This window comes from Pseudoalteromonas piratica, assembly GCF_000788395.1.
Taxonomy (GTDB): Bacteria; Pseudomonadota; Gammaproteobacteria; order Enterobacterales; family Alteromonadaceae; genus Pseudoalteromonas; species Pseudoalteromonas piratica.
This window is the reverse complement of record NZ_CP009889.1, coordinates 392,819-412,180: the sequence shown is the minus strand read 5'-3', so window position 1 is coordinate 412,180 and position 19,362 is coordinate 392,819. Positions and strand designations below refer to the sequence as shown.

General features: G+C 39.1%; 18 protein-coding genes. 11 read left to right on the top strand and 7 right to left on the bottom strand.

From position 1 onward, the window contains the following. Positions 1–78 precede the first annotated feature (78 nt). Positions 79–375, top strand: coding sequence for a DUF6482 family protein (locus tag OM33_RS16610; protein WP_040135221.1), 297 nt, complete (start codon positions 79–81; stop codon positions 373–375). Between the two features lie 24 nt (positions 376–399). Here the strand turns inward: OM33_RS16610 and OM33_RS16605 are convergent, their stop codons facing one another. Continuing rightward, entirely contained in the window at positions 400–867 is a 468-nt protein-coding gene (locus OM33_RS16605) for a hypothetical protein (protein WP_040135219.1), read from the bottom strand. On the opposite strand from OM33_RS16605, the gene OM33_RS16600 reads away from it, so the two are divergent. The 4 genes from OM33_RS16600 to OM33_RS16585 all read left to right on the top strand — a co-directional run bounded on the left by OM33_RS16600 (position 852) and on the right by OM33_RS16585 (position 6,275). Further along, positions 852–2,036 carry a PQQ-dependent sugar dehydrogenase gene (locus OM33_RS16600; protein WP_040135217.1) on the top strand — a complete coding sequence of 395 codons (1,185 nt, stop codon included), beginning with the start codon at positions 852–854 and terminating at the stop codon, positions 2,034–2,036. The two genes, OM33_RS16605 and OM33_RS16600, sit on opposite strands and share 16 nt — an antisense overlap. Before the next feature lie 188 nt (positions 2,037–2,224). Next, positions 2,225–2,926: a substrate-binding periplasmic protein gene (locus tag OM33_RS16595; RefSeq protein ID WP_199922612.1), complete on the top strand. Its 702-nt coding sequence runs from the start codon at positions 2,225–2,227 to the stop codon at positions 2,924–2,926. 193 nt (positions 2,927–3,119) lie between these two features. After that, positions 3,120–3,896, top strand: coding sequence for a transporter substrate-binding domain-containing protein (locus OM33_RS16590; protein WP_040135215.1), 777 nt, complete (start codon positions 3,120–3,122; stop codon positions 3,894–3,896). Between the two features lie 210 nt (positions 3,897–4,106). Beyond that, on the top strand, positions 4,107–6,275 hold the full coding sequence (locus OM33_RS16585; RefSeq protein ID WP_040135214.1) for a M3 family metallopeptidase: 2,169 nt from the start codon (positions 4,107–4,109) through the stop codon (positions 6,273–6,275). A 53-nt stretch (positions 6,276–6,328) separates the two neighbouring features. Here the strand turns inward: OM33_RS16585 and OM33_RS16580 are convergent, their stop codons facing one another. The 3 genes from OM33_RS16580 to OM33_RS16570 form a co-directional block, all read right to left on the bottom strand. After that, positions 6,329–6,982 carry an XRE family transcriptional regulator gene (locus OM33_RS16580; RefSeq protein WP_040136881.1) on the bottom strand — a complete coding sequence of 218 codons (654 nt, stop codon included), beginning with the start codon at positions 6,980–6,982 and terminating at the stop codon, positions 6,329–6,331. Between the two features lie 171 nt (positions 6,983–7,153). Beyond that, on the bottom strand, positions 7,154–8,014 hold the full coding sequence (locus OM33_RS16575; protein ID WP_040135212.1) for a TolB-like translocation protein: 861 nt from the start codon (positions 8,012–8,014) through the stop codon (positions 7,154–7,156). Then, positions 8,014–8,892, bottom strand: coding sequence for an alpha/beta hydrolase (locus tag OM33_RS16570; RefSeq protein WP_040135210.1), 879 nt, complete (start codon positions 8,890–8,892; stop codon positions 8,014–8,016). The genes OM33_RS16575 and OM33_RS16570 overlap by 1 nt, the downstream gene beginning before the upstream one ends. Positions 8,893–9,113: 221 nt before the next feature. Between OM33_RS16570 and OM33_RS16565 the strand changes: the two genes are divergently transcribed. The 3 genes from OM33_RS16565 to OM33_RS16555 all read left to right on the top strand — a co-directional run bounded on the left by OM33_RS16565 (position 9,114) and on the right by OM33_RS16555 (position 12,732). After that, entirely contained in the window at positions 9,114–11,327 is a 2,214-nt protein-coding gene (locus OM33_RS16565) for a winged helix-turn-helix domain-containing protein (RefSeq protein WP_040135209.1), read from the top strand. A 238-nt stretch (positions 11,328–11,565) separates the two neighbouring features. Beyond that, complete coding sequence (locus tag OM33_RS16560; RefSeq protein ID WP_040135207.1) at positions 11,566–12,258, top strand: substrate-binding periplasmic protein; 693 nt, start codon at positions 11,566–11,568, stop codon at positions 12,256–12,258. A gap of 165 nt (positions 12,259–12,423) precedes the next feature. Further along, on the top strand, positions 12,424–12,732 hold the full coding sequence (locus tag OM33_RS16555; protein ID WP_040135206.1) for a hypothetical protein: 309 nt from the start codon (positions 12,424–12,426) through the stop codon (positions 12,730–12,732). 34 nt (positions 12,733–12,766) lie between these two features. Here the strand turns inward: OM33_RS16555 and OM33_RS22130 are convergent, their stop codons facing one another. Together OM33_RS22130 and OM33_RS16545 are read right to left on the bottom strand one after the other, a co-directional pair. Then, positions 12,767–13,615, bottom strand: coding sequence for a helix-turn-helix domain-containing protein (locus OM33_RS22130; protein ID WP_052141110.1), 849 nt, complete (start codon positions 13,613–13,615; stop codon positions 12,767–12,769). A gap of 99 nt (positions 13,616–13,714) precedes the next feature. After that, complete coding sequence (locus OM33_RS16545; RefSeq protein ID WP_199922611.1) at positions 13,715–15,106, bottom strand: winged helix-turn-helix domain-containing protein; 1,392 nt, start codon at positions 15,104–15,106, stop codon at positions 13,715–13,717. Between the two features lie 220 nt (positions 15,107–15,326). Between OM33_RS16545 and OM33_RS16540 the strand changes: the two genes are divergently transcribed. After that, positions 15,327–16,085 (top strand): substrate-binding periplasmic protein, encoded by a 759-nt coding sequence (locus OM33_RS16540; RefSeq protein ID WP_040135202.1) that lies wholly within the window; start codon positions 15,327–15,329, stop codon positions 16,083–16,085. Positions 16,086–16,170: 85 nt separating this feature from the next. Here OM33_RS16540 and OM33_RS16535 read toward each other — a convergent pair whose 3' ends face one another. Beyond that, a complete protein-coding gene (locus tag OM33_RS16535; RefSeq protein WP_040135201.1) occupies positions 16,171–17,409 on the bottom strand; it encodes a hypothetical protein in 1,239 nt (412 codons plus the stop codon). Between the two features lie 270 nt (positions 17,410–17,679). Between OM33_RS16535 and OM33_RS16525 the strand changes: the two genes are divergently transcribed. Both OM33_RS16525 and OM33_RS22125 read left to right on the top strand, forming a co-directional pair. Then, positions 17,680–18,045 carry a BlaI/MecI/CopY family transcriptional regulator gene (locus OM33_RS16525; protein WP_040135198.1) on the top strand — a complete coding sequence of 122 codons (366 nt, stop codon included), beginning with the start codon at positions 17,680–17,682 and terminating at the stop codon, positions 18,043–18,045. A gap of 2 nt (positions 18,046–18,047) precedes the next feature. Further along, positions 18,048–19,361, top strand: a complete 1,314-nt coding sequence (locus OM33_RS22125; RefSeq protein ID WP_052141109.1) for a M23/M56 family metallopeptidase — start codon at positions 18,048–18,050, stop codon at positions 19,359–19,361. Position 19,362 lies beyond the last annotated feature (1 nt).

Below are 19,362 nucleotides of genomic sequence, written 5' to 3'. Positions count from 1 at the left end.
TTTTAAGATGTTTAACGCATTAATCCAATTTGATTTATCTCACGTACAAAATTTGTAGTGAATTTTAAGGATTAAATAATGAAGTTAAGCAAATTAGAAAAATATTTTGAAGTGGAAAAGCTTGTATTTCATAGCCTCGACTTAGCACTTTACAATGTAAGTGCAGTCGTTGAAGGGCAAGAGTACATAATTACCGATGAACAAGGTGAACGCATTAAACACCACAATTTACTGCAACTTCAGCAGCTTTTTCAAAAAGTTAAAGCTAAAAAACAGGTGATACGTCAAAGCAGTGCTTACGATGAAATGATTGGTGGGCCTGTTAAGGGCAATAATGAGCTTGAAGTATCATTAGGTGATAACAAACTTTACTAGCAAATTGGAAAAGATGAAGAAGCCTTATGATTCTTCATCTTTTGGTGAATTTGTGTTGCCAAGTCGACTGGTAATCTTGGCAAATATAAAACCACCAGCAGCGCCACTGGCAAGCTGCGCATAAAACCCCCACCCTCGTGCACCTGCAATAATGTTGATATTCATAATTGACTCAATAATGATTAATACAATTGCGAACGCACCGATACCTGCCAATGTAAAAATAAGTTCATTGGATTGTTTAACTTTACCATTGAGCCAGTTTGCTGTGAGAAATGCCAAAGTAAGCGCGACAGCAATAATAACGCCATAAGTCAACAATAATCCTTGCCAATCATCTAAGATTAACCGCATACGATCATCAAGGCTCACAGCAACCCCTACATTAACTAACTGATTGACAACATATTGACTATGGAACAAGCTAGCTAAAGTAAAACTGAGTAACCAAGCAATCAAAAATGAAGGTAATAAGCGTGTTAAAAAATTCAAAATTTATGCAACTTATAAACAGGAACTACCTTCACACTAGCAAAGACTTTATTGGCAAACAATATTTGCTGTTTTTTGCCTTTTGCGTGTTGAGCACTACAACATTTGCCAATGCAGCTTTTTTGCCAATAGAAAAGTACCAAATCAATACCATTGCAACTGGCTTAAATTCCCCGTGGAGCATGGTAGAACTGCCTAACGGAACCTGGCTTATTACAGAGCGTGACGGTCATGTAGTGATTGTTAACGAAGAAGGGAAAACTAGAACCAAGCTCGATCTAAGTGGCCTATATGTTGCGGGTCAAGGTGGATTATTAGACATTATCTTGGCGCCTGATTATTCGCAATCAAAAACCATTTACTTAAGCTATGCACAAGGCAAATTAAAAGCGAACCGATTAGTAATTGCTAAAGCAAAGTTTGATGGCAGTAAGTTTTCAAAACCGAGCATTATTTATCACATTGCAACTGACAAAGGCACCCCACAACACTATGCCGGACGCATGCTGTTATTACCCGACAACACATTGCTCGTATCCAGTGGCGATGGCTTTGACTACCGTGAGCAAGCACAAATAATTCCAAACCAACTAGGTAAAATGTTGCGCATTAATTTGGATGGTACCGTGCCCAGCGACAACCCATTTACAGGTCATGAAGATACCAAAGCCCATGCAGTATTCACTTTAGGTCATCGTAATCCACAAGGGCTCGTCTACGATTATGATACTCAGCGTATTGTCAGCCATGAACATGGTCCTGCAGGCGGAGATGAATTGAATTTTTTACGCGCCGGTGAGAACTATGGCTGGCCGGTCATCACTTATGGTAAAGACTACTCGCAGGCGCGCATCTCCCCCTTCACCGAATATAAAGGCATGAATCAGCCCAGTATAAATTGGACGCCTTCCATAGCCCCTTCAGGCATGGCTTACTACGGCACGCGCCATACTGAATTTGCATCACTACAAAAACAGGTATTAATCACCACATTGGTTGATAGAAAATTGTATGCTGTCGATTTAGCCAACAACCACTTTAGCCAATCCGCTATCTTTCCTGAAATATCAGGCCGATTGCGCGATGTTTTTATTACGCGCTCGGGCAGTATTGCTGTGTTAACAGATGGAAAATCGGGGGAATTACTCTTAGTGACACCAGCGCAATAAATTAGCTATATAAAATCAGCGCTTAGTCCGTAATGCATTAAAAAAAGCAACGCACTTTAGTGTATTTGTGCCACTATTATACTTAGTGGGATTAATTAAGGTGCATGCTTAATTTGTTGATAACTAATGGTGCTTTACATACTTTTTTAAAAATACGTACCTCAATTTTTTTGCTTATGATGTGCGCGGTGCTTTTTACTTGCCACGTTAATGCTGCACCTGAAAACCCAAATCTAAAATGGTATACAGAAGATTACCCGCCTTTTAATTACCAAAAAGCAAATGAGCTAAACGGGATCGCCCTAAACATTCTTAAAAAAGCGTATGCCGAATTAGAATGGCAACTAGACACGCAAGACATTTCAATTATGCCGTGGGCACGCGCATATTACACATTAAAAAACGAACCCAACGCATGTTTATTTTCAATGACCTACACCACCGAAAGGGCAAAAGACTTTAACTTTGTTGGTACCGTAATGCCTAACACTGTGGCCATAATTGGTCGCTCCGATTCGGTTATTGATGAAATGCAGCTAAAAACAGACTTTAATTTGCGATTTGGCGTTGTCAAAAACGATATTGGTCATCAAACCTTGATGGAGTATGGTATTCCTAGCTTTCAATTTGTTTACTTAAAAACCGGTTTTGAGCTAGTACAAATGCTCGAACATAAACGGGTAGATCTTATCGCTTATGGTGATGTGATAGCACGCTATCAATTTAAACGCGCCAACCTGAGTCAAAGCCAATTTAAGGTGATCAAACCTTTACTTAACTCCTTTTTGGGCTATGCCTGCAATAAACACGTACCCGATGACGTTATTGATACCCTCAACAGCACGATTCATCGAATTGTGAAAGCACACCCAGAAATTGTTCAGTACTAAAATACCTCCTAAAGAGAGTAGGCATTAAGCCGTCAAAATTGCGTAAGTTATGAACAAAACTATTTAGCGGACTGCTGAGAAATTTGTGGTTTTCCATCGTACTTACTCTATACCCTAATATAACTAGGTTATTGCAATAGAATTATGGCGCAAATCACATATACTTAAGCTTGTTCAATGGCACAGAAGTATTATGCATTTAAACAGCTTTCTTATATTTTTATTTTTGTTTAGTTTAAATAGTCATGCTAAGGCATGGCGTTTTTGTCATGAAGATCAGAGCTACCCTCCCTACATTGTAAGCAGTAATCAAACTACTGCTTCATCTGGCTTATTAATCGATATTTTGGAGCAAGCAGCCAGTAACGCCGGTATCGAGCTTTATTTCACCTCACTGCCTTGGAAACGATGCCAACAAGGTGTGAAAGATGGCTTATATGATGGACTATTTGCGATGATAAAAACCCCGCAGCGTGAAATAGAGTTCGCTTACCCCAAAAATGAACAGCACTACTTAAACGAAGTAGAATATGTCATTTTATACAAAAGAGATTCCGTTCTTCACCGTGCAGAGCAAGCGGGAAAATTGTTTAATAATCACGGTGAGTTCAACCTGGCATTTTACAAAGAAATCAAACAGTTTGGTCTGCAAGCGCCCGCTGGTTATGTACTTCAACAATTTCTAAGCCAAAACGGCATCGCCTCACTTATCGACTATGATTTAAGTTTAGGCATTCACCAAATCGCAATTGATCGTCTTGATGGCTATTTAGTCGAAAGGCGCATTGGCCTCGCACGGGTCGATGAATTAAAACAGCAAGACAATGTTATTAGTAGCAAGGGCGTCATTAAGCGTACTTTTTGGTATTTACCTTTTAATCGCAACTTCTACCATAAAAACCAAGTAGATGTAGAACGGTTATGGCACAACGTGCGACTGGCAAGACAAAAAATTCTGGAAAACAAGTAATTAACCCTATGAATTATAAAAAGTAATCATGCGAAATGCGTATTGCAAAAACCTTACACCAAACGCATATGCCGCTCTTCATCGATTCGTGCTCGTTATTTCAATTTAAGATAAGTCATATATTTTCTGCGATAAAATCCCCCAAAACAGTTTTGTTATAATGTATCATTTTGACAATAATCTAATAACAAGCCTTTTAAGGGGAAAGTTGTGCAACATAAAACCTATCTGGCTTTGGCAATATCTGCAGCAGTTATGCTGTCAGGCTGTTCCAAAGAACCAGAGAATCCTAAAACAACACAAACAGCAGTAAGTGAAACCACTTCGAAAGAGAGCACAAGTCAGCTAACACAAAACCCATTTTTTAAAGAGTGGAACACACCATTTGGCTCTCCACCTTTTAGTGAAATAAAAACAGCTGACTTTTTACCGGCTTTTGAAAAAAGCATGGCTGATCATAAAAAAGAAATCGATGCGATTACACAAAGTGAATACGCACCAACATTTGATAATACCATCGCTGCAATGGAACTTGCAGGCGCGTCATTAACGCGTGTCTCACGTGTGTTTTTTAATTTAACAGGCACAGAGTCCAATGATGAAATGCAGGCTCTGCAGCGTAAAGTGTCGCCAATGCTCACGCGCCATAATAATGAAATTCGCATGAACGAAGCCTTGTTTAAGCGTGTAGCGCATGTTTATAACAATCGAGATGCTGCAAACTTAACCCCTGAGCAAACACGCTTATTGAATCGACTTTATGATAGCTTTGTTAGAACAGGCGCTAACCTAACGCAAGAGCAACGCGCTGAACTCGCTTCCATAAATGAGCGTATTTCTGAACTTTCAACGCAATTTGGCCAAAATTCTTTAAACGACTCTCGTGCCTTTACTTTGGTACTAGAAGAATCAGATCTTGACGGTTTATCACAAGCGCAACGAGATGCAGCTGCTGCAGCTGCAAAAGCAAGAGATTTACCTGGTAAATACGTTATCACCTTAAACCGCGCCAGCGTAGAACCATTTTTGCAGTTTTCTAGTCGTCGCGACCTAAGAGAAAAAGCCTTTAAAGGCTGGGCAAATCGTGGCGATAACGATAATGAATTTGATAATAAAGCCACTATTGCTGAAATGGTGTCGTTACGTGCTAAACGCGCTCAACTACTAGGTTACAAAAACCACTCTGAGTATGTGCTATCGAATGCCATGGCAAGTTCACCTGCTACGGCAATGGACTTATTGTTAAAAGTTTGGCAACCGGCTATCAAAAAAGCAGAGCAAGAGCGTACTTGGATTAAAGAGCAAATGGCTGCAGAGGGCGTAGAACACGAACTCGCAGCTTGGGATTGGCGCTACTACGCCGAAAAAGTACGTAAAGCAAAATTTGACCTAGACCAAGGTGAAATTGCCGAATACTTTGAACTTGAAAACATGCTTGAAGCAAAATTTTATGTTGCTCAGCAATTGTTTGGCCTCAAGTTTATCGAGCGTACAGATATTCCTGTTTATAACGAAGTGGTTCGCGTATGGGAAGTGCAAGACAAAGCAGGCAATGCCATTGGGTTGTTCTTTGGTGACTATTATGCACGTGCCACTAAGCGCTCTGGTGCGTGGATGAGTGCATTTCGCACACAGCAAAAACTTGCTGGCGATGTGAAGCCAATCATCATCAATAATATGAACTTAAATAAGCCAGCCGAAGGCGAAAAAACGTTAATGAGCTACTCTGATGCCGTAACCTTATTCCACGAATTTGGTCATGCGCTTCATGGTTTATTATCAAACGTCACCTACCCAACACTTGCAGGTACTAGCGTACCTCGTGACTGGGTTGAATTCCCTGCACAGCTGTATGAGCACTTTATTGCTCAACCTGAGATGCTCGAAAAATTTGCGCGTCATTACAAAACCAATGAATCAATGCCTAAAGCACTAATTGAACGAATTAAGCAAGCAAGTACCTTTAACCAAGGCTTTGCAACCATTGAGTTTACTGCGTCTGCGCTGGTTGATATGGCGTATCACCAATTAACCGAAGTAAAAGACTTAGATGTGCGTGCTTTTGAAAACGATGTACTGAGCAAATACGGTAAGCCTGATGAAATCATCATGCGTCACCGTAGTACACACTTTGGCCATATTTTTGCCGGTGGTTACTCTTCGGCCTATTATGCATACATGTGGTCTGAAATCTTAGATGCAGATGGGTTTGATGCTTTCTTGGAAAAGAAAAATATTTTTGACCCTGAAACAGCAGAGAAGTTATATCACTTTATTTATAGCCGTGGTGACACCCTCGATTACTTTGAAGCATATGAAGGGTTTAGAGGCAGAAAGCCGACAACCGATGCTCTTCTTCGCAATCGTGGACTAAACTAAGCTCAAAAAAAACCGAAGTCAATGACTTCGGTTTTTTTTACTCAGTCTTAATACTAAATATCACGACCAAACCACACTACTCGACCAACAATACGTGTTTGTTCACCAGTCGCATGGGTAATTTCAAAGCTCGGATATTCTGGGTTATCACTGATTACTTTAATGCCACCACTAAATGGTTTTACACGTTTAGTAAGCAGTCCATCTTCTGTATGCACAAGGTAAATATCTTCTTTATGTGCTTGTTTTTGGGACATATCGACTAGAATCATGTCACCATGTTGCAAAGTAGGTTGCATGCTATCACCGCGAACTGAAACAAACGCAAGCTGTTCTGAGTGCACACCTAATTGTGATGATAACCATTGCTTAGAAAAACCAAAATGATCCGAAATTTCCTCACCAGCACCTACTTGGCCAAAGCCCGCACTGGCTTCAACATCAAACTTTGGCGCTAAGACCATTTCAGATTTTGTGTTATTTGCAACCTCATCGGTGGCGCGTTGACCTGTTATAAGCCAATTTAAATCAATGCTAAATTGCTCGCTTAATTGTTCTAAATAAGCAAGTGATGGGCGACTGCCACCACGACACAGCCTGTAAATAGTCGAAGCAGAACGTCCTGTGACTTCAGCAAAGCGCTTTTTGTTACCTTCGGTGATTTGATCAATTAACGAGAGAAAGCGGCGAGAAAAAGCAGTGCTCATAATAAATTCAGCTCCAGATAAAAATGGAGGCTGACCATACAAGGTCTCACTGCCAATTTAAAGTAAGTTTTGCTTATCAGTATCTGCATGGCGTATTTTTCACCATTTCGTATATTGAGTAAGCTAAAAGTTCACTCGCCAATAGATCAATACTTATAGCGTGATGGCTATTTACTGCTTTGCACGTAGCGTTTCAATAATACTGGCATCAACCCAATAAATATCATTATTGTCTTCGCCTACACCACGGTTAAACATTAAATACTTTCCATCCGATGACACCGTTGCATAGGCATCCCATTTGTCTGAATTGACAGTATCGCCCATATTAATCGCTTTCCCCCAAGTACCATCGTTTTGTTTAAAGCTAATGTATAAATCTGAGTCTCCAAAACCATCTGAGCGCTCACTATCCCAAATAAGGTAACTTTCATCTGGTGCAATAAATGGATGGGCAGTCCATTTGCCTGAGTTAATGTGTTTTGGCATTTTTACAGGCGTTTGACGCACGCCATTAACCAGGTTGGATATGCGGATAACATCCCCCCCTTTATAATCATCAAATACATAAGTCTGATTAGATGATGCTGATAAACGCATGATACCCCAGTCTTTTCTGTCGATTTGTGGACCAAGACTTTTTCTTGCAGACCAACCATCACCGTCTCTGTCTTTGTAACCATTGGCCATGTACATGCGATTGCCATCAGGCGAAAAGGTCACTTCACCGCGGCGTTTAAATTGCGTGTATTGCTGCCACACATTGTTGCTTTTACGAAAACCAACCACTGTAATCACTTTGTCTATTTTACGGGTGTAATAAAACTCATTCATGTCAGGTGAGAAAACACCTTCTACTTCCCATTTATTTGTGGAAATAACGCCTGGCGCAAATGGTTCGGCAATTTTACCTGGGGCTTTTTGGCCCATTAATGGACCTTCAAAAGTGGGGTAGTGTATTTCGCTTTGCGCATTAGCACTTACCAATATACCTGCACCTAATAGGCAACTTTTCAATAACGCCGTATTCATTATTTTGCTTCCTTTTGTTGTAAACTTGCTAACCAATTAATGCTTCTTACGCTCAGCATTGGCGATGAATCACTGTGGCCTGCATTGGCAATTTCAATATGCTCGATGTGTTTAATGTGGGGATAATCTGAGCGCTTAATCGCTTGAATAAACTCGTTTAAATGAGGTTTTAACTCTTTTTCTAATTCCCCAACTGAAATAAGCACATTAACTTGTTCAACTTTTTCATCACTTTTGGCTTCTCTGAGTGCAAGCAAGTCAGCGCCATCTTGCCAAATACTTGGGCTGCCTAAAATATAGTTATTAAATGCCGTAGGTTTGGTTACAAGTGCATAGGCACCAAATAATCCACCCATTGAAAAGCCAAAATAAGTGCGGTTATTACTGTCTGCGCGGAAATGACGCTCTACATAATTAAAGACATCTGTTGTTATAAAGTGAAGGTGCTTACTCGCTTGACCTAATTGATATTTTTCTTGTCTTTTTGCATCTTCTAATGGTTTAAATGAATAATCTCGGAAGCGACTGTAAAATTCACCTACATCTTCTTTTAATCCACTATCAATATCGATTTGCCATGAAATACCAACCAAAATAACGTCTTGAAATATGTAATTTGTGGCAGCTGATAATCCCTCTAAATTCCATAGACCATCAGTAAAATAAATAACCGGATAATGTTGCTTTGGGTTAGCCTCATAACCTTCTGGCAGTTTGATATATAGCTCATATTGCCTGTCCATTGCGTTATCTTTTATGGCAGCTACCGATACATTTGGGTACTTTAATGTTTGTAAGTCCGCGGCAAATGCAGCCATACACAATTGCCAAATAACCAGCGGGGTTAATAAGAAAATCGTCAATATTTTCGTTTTCATCTGTAAATCCTTTGTCGTTACTTCATGTCTTTTGTCTTAACAATAACTGTCTGAAAATAAAAAACATGACGTTAAAATGATTTTTGCCTGACGTTTCGCTGACGCTTGAATTTACTGGCTTTTTATCTGGTTCGTAGTGTTGTTTCAGGAAAAAATCAGAGGTATGCTTAAACCAATTTTCCTTCATTCGAGAGGAAGCTAACTGAGTATTTAGAGGGTGTATGGCAGAGCAATATTGGATTGGTGGTTTTTTTATCGACTTACCGAGAAATCAAATTACCCATAATGGCCAAACCATTACACTTGCGCCAAAAGCGCTGGCAGTCTTAACTTGTTTAGCTGAACAACAAGGTCAGGTTGTCAGTCAAGATACGTTACTCGAAAAAGTATGGCCAAACAGCGTTGTTTCACCAAATACACTGCAACGTAGTATCGCACAATTACGAAAAGCACTCGGTGATGATGGAAAAGGCCAGCAATATATTAAAACTCATGCCAAAAAAGGCTATAGCCTTGAGTGCTCAGTACAATGGCAAAATCAAAACACTGTTTCAAATACACGTGATAGTTTAAAAGAGACAGGCCTTAGCCCAAAAGACGAAGTGCGGCCAATCATTGATACTCCTGTGCAACAGCAAGACGTAACCGAACAGTTCGACAATGAGGCATCAGGGGCAGAGCCACCGGTACACAGTAAAACCGCGTTTTCTTTTTGGTTAATGGCATTCTTATTCTGCGCTATTGTGCTCTCCACTTTATTTATTGGGTATAAAGGAGATACCAGCAAAGAACAATCCCCCCTCGTGATTGAACAAATGCGTGCGTTAACGGCAACCGAAAATAAGGAAAGCTCAGGCATTTACTCGCCTGATGGCAAATACATAGTGTTTCATCGCTTTTCGGATGAAAAGTGCATCAATAACATTTGGGCGAAAGACATTGCTGGCCAACAAGAATTTCAGCTCACACAAAACTTGGATTTATATGGCAGCCAAAGTTTTTCTGAGGATGGGAAAACCCTTTCATTCGTTCAATCGGTTGACTGTAGCCAACCGATTACACAAAAGAAGTGCTATCGGTTATTAACCATCGATTTTGATGCCGCATTAAAGTCTCCTCAAACGCCCACTGAGTTAATGCAGTGTAGGAACACTGAAATTCGTACGCCAAAATGGCTTGGTAACTCTCATATTGCATTGATGCAGAAAACGCAAAGTCGTTGGCAGTTAATTAAATATTCAGTGGCTGAAAACAAAAGCGAGTTACTGTACGAGGTATCCGACGGCAGTATCGTGTATTACGATTATTCAGAATCACTGGGACTGTTTGCAGTTATCACCATTCATGCCGACGGCCATGATTATATTGATTTATTATCAAAAGATGGCGCCCTGCTCTCTAGTAACCGCGTTATCAAACCACCATCGATTGCCAAATATCGACTGATATACCCACGATTTTCTCCTTTAAAAGAACAACTTGTATTTAGCACTGGCAGACAGTTTTATACGCTATCTTATGCTGGCGATATTGCTAAGGTGAATATTCCACTGGATGAACCCATGGGATCACCTTCATTTAACCCTGAGGGCAATCGTATATTAATGATCAAGGGATACTACGACAGTGATATCGTTGTGAAAACACTGCCTAATGTCAGTGCGAGCTCAGCCTCAACTGGCTCAAATGAAGACAGGTTAATTGGTAAAACTATTATGTCCGAAGACAACGGTCACTTTCAGCCAGGAGGCAATTTAATTGCGTATAAATCTGAACGTTCAGGCGATGAACAGATCTGGATAAATAATCAAAACAACAACTATCAACTAAGCCAATTCCCTATGGATACCTATATTTATGGTGTGAAATGGGCTCGTGATGGCCAATCATTGCTGGTAAATGCCAATGATCAGCTCACTCAGTTATCATTAGATGGCAACCAGACACACTTTGATTTTAGTTACCCTGTTCACCGTTTATTTGGTTGGAATAGCGATCAAAATCAGGTTCTCGCAAATATTCGTATCAATGGCAGTATTAAATTAGCCTTACTCAATCCGGCCACTAATGCATACCAAATAATAAATGATGAAGGTGCCTTATCGGCAGCTTTAACAAAGCAAGGGCAAGTCATATACCTTGATAAAATGGAGCGTTTTTGGTTATCAGGTGGCACAGAGTACGTCGCTTTATCTCATTTGAATGGTCAAGCTAATGAGCAGTTAGGCTTTATTGTCAGCAATAATGTGCTTTATGGCGTTAACGATGACTTCGAACTTTGGGCCTATGATTTAACTAAAGAGTCATTAACGATCCTGGATACGCTGCCTTCAAACCTCGATAGCATCGATGATATTAACAATGACAAGTTGTTAATATCACTACGTAAATTTTCCAAGAAAGAAGTCACAGAGTTGATATTGGCGAATAACTAATTATTTAATATCGTAAAATAATCGTTAAAAATCTTTAAAAATGCACGTATAATGAACGATAAGCCACAAAACGTGTAACTCACTTACTTTTTTAAAATCAGAGAAAAAGTCACTGCAAGTTATTGTGGAGTAAACGATTCTTGAAATGGGCGCATTTGTCACCCAGTTCAAAACTTTAAAAGACGTTTGTGTAAATTAAATGACGATTTTTAGCTCTAACAGTTTCTTGCATAAAAACATGCTCTTGCTATTAGCATTGTTTTTTTCATTCTCTGCGTGTGCCAAAAACAAGGACTTGTTAGCGTGTATTGATGATCATCCCCCATATCAAATACTGGGCGACACCCCACGGGGCATTCATATTTCAGCTTTACATAAATTAGCCTCATTATTAGAACGCGACCTTAAATTTTTACAATCCCCCAACTTTGCTCGCTGTCTTGTCTTTTTAGAGCGCGGTGAAGTTGATGTTATTGCGGCACTCAATCCATTAGCTGAACGAAAAGACTTTGCTTTTTTTGCTCCTTTTAAACCCGCAGATGCGCTTAGGGTGATCTCTAAAGACGGACTGCAAATATCATCGTACTACGACTTTAAAGACAAAATTATCGGTGTTTCCAGAGGTGTTCGCTATTTTAATCGTTTTGATAATGACGACGATCTGCAAAAGATTGAAATACAGAATGTCAGAATTGGTTTTAGCTTACTGCAAAAACAACGTATTGATTTAATTATGGTTAGCCCTGCCATGATCACCGCTTTCTCCGATGAAATAAACGCAGCAAACCTCAAGGTTTCGCCTATTGCCCTCGAAGAAATGAGAAACAAACAAACCTTTTTTGGATTTAGTAAAAAAAATAAACTCGGCATAGATGAAGCTGAGATCCAAAAAAAGATTTCTGAAGCATATAAAACAGGTTATTTTGAATAACCGCGAAAGCAGTTTTTTAACAGTCTATTTCAGTTAATTCATGCTAAATGACTTCGTACTCTATCCTGGATGAAAATCAAGCAAACAGAATAACTTTATTTTTCACGTCCTGCCTGCACAGATATACTAGGCACTGTAAAATCAAACCCTCATTTGGATCACATAATGAAAAAGCTCTCCAAGGTTCAACAAAAACAACAAGCATTAGTACTCGAAATTGCCGATAAGTTAGAAGAGCAAGCTCGCGCTGAAATTCCAGGCATGGTGCAATGTTGGTTTGATGTGGAATATCACTTATTCCCAGGCTCTTTATTACTTTGCTTCCAATTTGAAGATCAGCAACACCTTATTGCTGCAGAGCCAGATTTACTTAAATGGCAAAAACGTTTAAGTGCGGCACTTGTGAAAAAAGGGGTAGTATTAAAAGATATGCGTAAACACCTGCAGTTTACTCTTAAAGGGCCTGATGACTAAACCTCATCAGAACCCTTGTTCGCCTTATAAATAGTTAGTGAGTGTTCGCAATCCTAAACTGTCTTGGTTGGCAGCCTTTTTTTTCTAAAAATCGACGATTAAAGTAAGGTACATTGCTAAACCCACACTGCTCACTGACTACGGCGATAGGTAAACGGCTAGTAATAAGAAGATTACAGGCCCTTTCAAGGCGTAATTCATTAAGCATTTGGACTAATGTTAAATCCGTTTTTTGCTTAAATTTTCGATGAAAATGGTTTGTACTCATGTGTGCCATTTTGGCTAATTCATCAGATCTCAGCGGTTTTTCGAAATTATTAATAATATAATGGATAGTATTGTCTAACGGACACTGCCCTCTCTTTTTTACACCATCCAAATCCTTTGCCATAAGTTTTTTATACTGCTTTTGAGATAACTCTAGCAATATCTCCAACAAGCAAAGTATTGATTTTCCATTACACTGTCTCTGCATAGTTTCAAACTGAGATACGCACCAATCATTTTCGTCTAATACGAATAACATGCCAGCTAAATTTCCAGAAAACAGTTTTGTAAGCACCGCAAACTCGGGCGAAAATGCCTGTAATTTTTTTGCAAACTCACTCGAAATTAGCAGCTTTTTTACTTCTAACCGCTCTGAATCACGACAGCTTGTTAAGTTAATTGCTTGTGCCACCCCGGGTGGGCTGAGAAACATGAGCTTATCTGTCACAATTTCTGAATGTTGCCCTAAATGGATGACCCCCTTACCATTTGAAATGTAACTCAATTCATAATATTGATGACAAAAATAATCTGTTTTTAAGTGTGTGTAAGCGTTTTGTTGGAACTGCCAGTTGACGTTTTCGGGCAACACTAACGTTTTCGTTTTAATACGCATCTTACCTTTCCCTTTTTCTGCACCAGCACAGTAAGAAAATTCGTAAAATGCGTCCTTATTTCTATCTTTAAGATTCTTAAAAGTTCTTAAACCTTTGTTTTATAATGACAAGTTAATTGATGCTAAAAACTCTTGAAATGCACTATTTTGATAAAGTGGCTTAAATTTGGGGTCAGCTGCAACCCATAATGTTGCCAATTGCTTTTGCTTTTTGGCTGCATTTAAATACGAAACGGCAAGTGTGTGTTCGCCTATATAAGCTGCATAACGAGCAAGTGACATAGGCGCTTCATATTGACCAATATTCAGTTGTTTTTTATCAACCAGCAGTAGCCAAGAATAAGCCCCTTTTAGTCCATTTTGTTGGAAAAAATCACTTATCTCATCAATATCGTTTTGATCATAACCAACAGCACGCATAAGCCAAATAAGTTCTGAGAACGATTTATCTTCTTCGCCAACTTGTTCATAAAGTGCTTGTAAGCAAACGTGATAATAAAATGAATCATCCGAATATGGCTTTAATTTTTCCAATTCAATAATGGCCTGTTTGCGGTTCGCGCTCATCATATAAACCCAAGCAGCGCTTTCGCTGGAATAGCCATCTGCGTCTAAGTATTGATATTGTTTGGTATGGTAAAGCGCACCTTCAAAGTCACGCATGGCCAACAAAAATTGGCCGTAATGATTATGAGCTTGCACATTTGGCAGTGCTTTTTGAAAATGTTTATTTGCTTTATCAAAATGCCAATCAACTAAAAAAGCGACCCTTGCTTGGAAATAATTAAAGATCAGATTATCTGGATTCACTTTAAGTGCCGCATCTAACCGTTTCTTTAACTCATCAACTAACACCTTGTCTGAAAAACCTTGGTTAGTTGCTTTATTAAATAAGGCATCAATTAATGCCTCATGTGTAGGTTCATAGCTTGGCGTTTGAAGTAACAACTGGCGTAAGATCGTTACTGCGTGTTCACTATTTTCGCTTTGATTATTTAAGATATAGCGAGCTTTTGAAAACTGCTCCCTTTGTATTTCAGTTAAATTGCTCTCCTTGCGATTTGATAGTTGCCACACACTCACAGTCAAAATAAGCAGCACAAAAACACCAATAAACAAGAATGAGTAGTTAGGGTTGCTCGCCTTTTGATACGCTAGATCTTCATAAACCCAACGGTAGCCTTTACCTGAAACGGTAAGGATAAATTTGGGGTCTTTCGCTTTATCATTCAATAGTTTTCTTAAACCGTTTATCAGCACATAAACAGCATCTTCTGTTACTATTTTTCCCTGCCAAATAGTATCGAGAATGGTGTCTTTGGTTATAACTTCGCCGTTGCTTTTACTGAAAAGCACAAGCATTTGATATTGTTTTTCATCAATGCGATGAAACTGCTGATGATGATACAGCCCTTTCTTTTTGTGGCATAAAAACCATTCGGGTTGTTTGTTACTTTGTTTGGGGCGAAAAAGGGAGACAAGATTTATCACAGTTTAGACATATAGACTTCTATTTATTGTCATCATAAAAATTTATGGTGCATTGTGCAATAATACATTGGCCAGAATGCATTATTCTTAACTTGTTTCACCTAAACATTTTATTAGAACCTGTCCCTGCAAATAACTTAAAAAAATCTGGCTAGACGGCTGGAAAATCTTTCATAATTTAGGCAATGTTAACGGTATGTTGTTTTAGCGTGCTCGCTTTATGAAAAACCTGTTCTTTGTCTGCCTATTATCGTTTCTATTGCTTTTTGACTGTCAAGCAAAGCAGGCTAATACGCTACGTTTTACAGCCGAAGATTTATATCCACTTCATTTTATAAATAAGCAAGGGCAAGCAGACGGTTTTCTAGTCGATATTGTTAATGCCATAATTAATGAATGTAACTGTGATGGCACCATCGAAATTATGCCTCAAGCGCGCGCTTTTAGAGAATTACAAAACGACGCGAACACCTTAATGATGTCGTTATTAAAAACACCTAGCCGTGCTGAAAATTATGACTTTTTAGGGGAAGTTTATACCGCACATGCTTATTTAGTAGGCAAAAAAGAGAAAAAGTTTCTATTAACTAATTTACAAAGTGCACGGGGCTTAAGAGTTAGTACAGTTAGGGGTTATTTCAGCCAAGGTTATTTAGAAAAAGCAGGGTTTACCCTTGAAAAAGATCTTGTTCTAGCACCGGAACCCGCCAGTTTAATGAAAATGCTGTACAAAGATCGCACTGATTTGGTGTTAACGAATACATTACACCTTGAAGATGAATTAACCAGTATTGGCCTTGATCCTACTCGCATAGAGAAAAAGCTGCGTTTAAACGACTTTCCCAGCGAACTTCATATTACGGCGAATAAGCAGCTCTCTAATGAGTCAAAACAAGCAATTCGCTCAGCGATTGACACCATTAAACAATCTGGACATTACAGAATCCTGCTTGCAAAGTGGCATTTAACTGATAGCTAGCATGCATATTGATTAACCGTTGCCTATGAAAAAGCCAGTAGTAACACTGGCTTTTTCATAAATACCAATAAATCTTGGTTGTTTGCTAAAGCACTTCATATACCTTTAATTTATCGCTTTCACTACTAATGCTTTGCATTGCCTGTTTAACATTAGTTGCCAGGTTTACTTTGTGAGGAGTTTGCTGATAAATGTACACCAACACTTTCGCGAGTTCATAATCTGAACCAATTTCTGATCCTGCAATATCCAGTGCGTTTGCTGTTTGTGCTTCACTCATTAAGCTGTAAGGCAAGACTTTAAACGCACGTTGCATTTCATAATCTGAGTCAATTGACTGTATAAACACCAGCATGGCATTTATATCGTCATTGGATTTTGCTATTTGCGCTATATCACTCATTAATCGGTATGCTTCATAATCGGAGCCAATATCATTGCTTGCGGCTAGCATATCTTTAATCTGTAAGCTTGTTGCTTGGGTGGCGATTTCACTCACTAAACGATACTTTTCATAATCACTGTCAATGGTCTCGCTTGCATCAAAAAACGCGCTATGAACAGCATTATCGTCTGGTAATTTCGCTGCAATAGATGACAACAATGTACGTAATTCATAGTCTGACGCTACATTTTCTAATCCCTCAAACAATGCAAGCCATATATCTTGAGACAAGGTTGTTTGTGTTTCAACAAACGCCAAGGCAGCTACTTTCTGGCTGTAGTCACTGCTAATTGATGAAAGCACTGTAAGCACACGTTTTTGTGCATTTTTATCAAGTGTTAGTTTACTAATCTCCAATATATAAGCCGATTTAGTGTCATCATTTTGCGCTTGCTCAACTTGTTGCACCGCTGCAGCAACACCTTGGTGCTTCACTAACGCACTAATACGCTCCTCAGCAGCTAATGGCGTGAAATTAAACAAACTTTGCATGTAAATGTTGATTTGTTTTGTTGATGGCTCGCTGCTGCGCTTATGCTGTAACAAGCTGTAAGTAGCCTTACCATTTTGTTCGGTAATTTTTAATACTTCTTCCGACTCCGTATTGCTAATACGAATACTGCTTCCTGCGGTCATTTTTTTAATCGTCAGTGTATCGTCACTTAGCACAACTGGGCCGGTTAAATCCGCTGTTACAAGGAATTCGTTTCCCTGTTGTACATAATACTTTTTAAGTTCGGTCACCTTACCTGAAGGGTCTGTTTTAATATATTGGTGACCAACCGTTCCAATACAACCCGTTGTCATTAGCACCACCACCATAGGTAAGGCTGCTTTCGTTAGACGTGTAATACATGAGTGCATAAGTGCAAAGTCCATTCTGTTTATTCTTTAACGAATCGCTAAACAGCAAGCAGCATACCAAAACTTAACATGTTGATATTTAATGTTTTTAATATTATCAATATAACTAGCATTGTGAATAAACCTAACTATTAGTTGTTTTAACCAATTAAAAAACCTTTTTAAACCAAACGCATAAGCCCTTTCTTCGAATAAATCCAAAACTGCGACTTGTGTCACAGTTTATTAACTGTTAAATTGCGACAACTGTCACACAAAAATTTGTAATTGTTAAAGGAAATTGTTTTGCAACTTACTGCACCTGAGCTCGAAATTTTAAAGTGCCTTTGGCAACAACAGCCTCTTACTGGCAAAGAAATTCATCAGCGGATGGAATCGTTATATGGATGGAGCTATTCCTCCACAAGAAAAACATTAGAACGTATGGCGCAAAAGGCATATGTAAGTGTGGAGGCGCAAGGCAATAAGAAAATCTACACTGCATTACTTGATAAAGTGCCAACGCTTGCTGCCTTTGTAAAAGATTTCTCTAAGCGAGTGCTTGAAATTGATGGTGCATTACCAGTGGCAATGTTTTCAGGCAGCCAATTATTTGAACATGACGAATTAAATGAACTTGAAGCCCACTTAAATAACTTACAAAAAAAATAATTATGATGCTGTTAATTACTTTACTTGGCTGGGTACTGATTACCTATTTACTTGCGTTCACGCTCAATAAAATCGCATTAAAAGATCGCCTGCCCCCAAGTATTTTTTGGGCTGCACTTGTGCTGTCGCTTGGCATATTTTTACCCAATATTGAGTGGGTGCAATCTGCAGACACACACTTCACTTGGTTAAATGAAAAAGCACAGCAACACTTAACTTATGTTGACCATGTGGCTAAACAAACCAGCCCTCAGAATAGCTACCCCATTGATTCAATCGTGTTAACGCTTTTGGCTGTAACTGCCATATTTCGATTAATCGCTGTTATCAAACGGTATGTTCAAGCAAAACAGCTGATTTCAACTGGCATGCCCTACAACAAAAGCAAGTTAGCGTGTGTTGTAATGCCAAGCAATCAATCGCCCTTTGTGATTGGAATAAACAAACCAACTCTGGTTTTACCACAATATTTTTTGCACTTAAGTAAGGCGCAGCAGAATATTATTCTTGCTCATGAACAAACCCATATAAATAATCGCGATCACTGGCAAGCCTGGCTTTGGTTAGTAATTGTTGAAGTGTGTTGGTTTAACCCTGCAATAAAAAAATTAAACAACCTCTACCTTAATGCTATGGAGCAACGCTGCGATTTACAAACAATTGCACAAAATAAGCTTCTAAAAGAAGACTACGCAAGCACACTCTTATTGAGCATTAAACTCTCTCATCAAACGGTATCAAACCCATTTGCAACACCTTTTAATGGTCAATCACTCAGCTTAGATAATTATAAAAGACGCTTTGATTTGATTATTCAAGAACCGCCTATTTTAGTCGGCAAAGCAATGGGAGTGTTGGTCACCTTTTGCATTATTCTATTTTTTACTAAATCAGCATTTGCTCAGTTACAAAATGTACAAGAAGCGTGGCGATTTCCTGTTAGCAACGTCAATATCAGCTCACATTATGGCCATATTGCAAAGGTACGCAATTTACGACCTCATAAAGGTTTAGACTTAGTAGATACCAAAGGCAGTGCAATTCTTGCAGCCAAATCAGGTAAGGTCATCATTGCTGACGCCACGTCCCTGTCGCATGCTTACGGTAATGTGATTGTGATCCAGCATGCGAATGGCTGGCAAACGCTTTATGCACATTTGGATAAAATTAATGTCAATAAAGATCAGTGGGTTAATCAGGGTGATGTCATTGGTAAAATGGGTGATACAGGTAAGGTCACGGGTACCCACTTGCATTTTGAGCTTGCACATAATGGCAAAACCGTTGACCCATTAACTTACCTTAATGAGTACTAAT

What these genes read in the sequence shown, in the direction of transcription:
- OM33_RS16610 (WP_040135221.1), top strand. Translation starts at nt 79, where the DNA reads ATGAAGTTAAGCAAATTAGAAAAATATTTTGAAGTGGAAAAGCTTGTA.
- OM33_RS16590 (WP_040135215.1), top strand. Translation starts at nt 3,120, where the DNA reads ATGCATTTAAACAGCTTTCTTATATTTTTATTTTTGTTTAGTTTAAAT.
- OM33_RS16580 (WP_040136881.1), bottom strand. Translation starts at nt 6,982, where the DNA reads ATGAGCACTGCTTTTTCTCGCCGCTTTCTCTCGTTAATTGATCAAATC.
- OM33_RS16575 (WP_040135212.1), bottom strand. Translation starts at nt 8,014, where the DNA reads ATGAATACGGCGTTATTGAAAAGTTGCCTATTAGGTGCAGGTATATTG.
- OM33_RS16570 (WP_040135210.1), bottom strand. Translation starts at nt 8,892, where the DNA reads ATGAAAACGAAAATATTGACGATTTTCTTATTAACCCCGCTGGTTATT.
- OM33_RS16565 (WP_040135209.1), top strand. Translation starts at nt 9,114, where the DNA reads ATGGCAGAGCAATATTGGATTGGTGGTTTTTTTATCGACTTACCGAGA.
- OM33_RS16560 (WP_040135207.1), top strand. Translation starts at nt 11,566, where the DNA reads ATGCTCTTGCTATTAGCATTGTTTTTTTCATTCTCTGCGTGTGCCAAA.
- OM33_RS16555 (WP_040135206.1), top strand. Translation starts at nt 12,424, where the DNA reads ATGAAAAAGCTCTCCAAGGTTCAACAAAAACAACAAGCATTAGTACTC.
- OM33_RS22130 (WP_052141110.1), bottom strand. Translation starts at nt 13,615, where the DNA reads ATGCGTATTAAAACGAAAACGTTAGTGTTGCCCGAAAACGTCAACTGG.
- OM33_RS16540 (WP_040135202.1), top strand. Translation starts at nt 15,327, where the DNA reads ATGAAAAACCTGTTCTTTGTCTGCCTATTATCGTTTCTATTGCTTTTT.
- OM33_RS16535 (WP_040135201.1), bottom strand. Translation starts at nt 17,409, where the DNA reads ATGGACTTTGCACTTATGCACTCATGTATTACACGTCTAACGAAAGCA.
- OM33_RS22125 (WP_052141109.1), top strand. Translation starts at nt 18,048, where the DNA reads ATGATGCTGTTAATTACTTTACTTGGCTGGGTACTGATTACCTATTTA.